The 707-nt window shown below is 55.0% G+C and carries 1 protein-coding gene; it reads right to left on the bottom strand.

The features are described from left to right. Window positions 1-612, bottom strand: a 612-nt coding sequence (locus CAGGBEG34_RS12055; RefSeq protein ID WP_420885868.1) for a DNA topoisomerase, incomplete at its 3' end; no start/stop codon positions are given. Between the last annotated feature and the right edge of the window lie 95 nt (window positions 613-707).

Raw genomic sequence — 707 nt, 5'->3', positions numbered from 1 at the left:
GACAATCGATAACGTCGGCGTTTGCACGCGCCCGACGGTCGTCAGAAAAAAACCGCCGTTCTTGCTATTGAAGGCGGTCATCGCGCGCGTGCCGTTAATCCCGACCAGCCAGTCGGCCTCTGCGCGGCAGCGCGCGGCGGCGGCGAGCGGCTGCATGTCCATGTCGCTACGCAGCCGTTCAAACGCGTCACGGATGGCCTGCGGCGTCATCGATTGCATCCAGACGCGCGCAACCGGCTGGCGCGCTTTGGCATATTGCACAATCGTGCGGAAGATCAATTCACCTTCGCGTCCCGCATCGCATGCATTAATCAAACGGTCGATATCCTTGCGTTTAATCAGTTTGCTCAGCAGTTTTAAGCGCGCTTCGTTTTTAGCGATGGGGCGCAATTCAAAATGCGGCGGAATCACCGGCAAATGCGCAAAACTCCATTTGCCGCGCTTGACTTCATATTCTTCAGGCGCGGTGATTTCAAGCAGATGTCCAAGCGCTGCAGAGAGCACATAGGACTCGCTTTCGAAATAGTCTTTGTGCTTGGTAAAGCCGCCGAGCGCGCGCGCGATATCATTCGCAACTGAAGGCTTTTCAGCAATGATCAGGGATTTGGGCATGTCTGAGGGCCTGTTTTCAATTAAAACGTGTGCGCGTTGCGCCGATATGCGAGGCTCGCAAGGAATGTAACGAAGCGAATATTCGATATATTCGC

Origin of the sequence: Candidatus Glomeribacter gigasporarum BEG34 (genome assembly GCF_000227585.1) — a bacterium.
In the GTDB taxonomy this organism is placed as follows: Bacteria; Pseudomonadota; Gammaproteobacteria; order Burkholderiales; family Burkholderiaceae; genus Glomeribacter; species Glomeribacter gigasporarum_B.
Note: the sequence above shows the minus strand (reverse complement) of the source record. Positions and strands in the feature narration are given on the sequence as shown.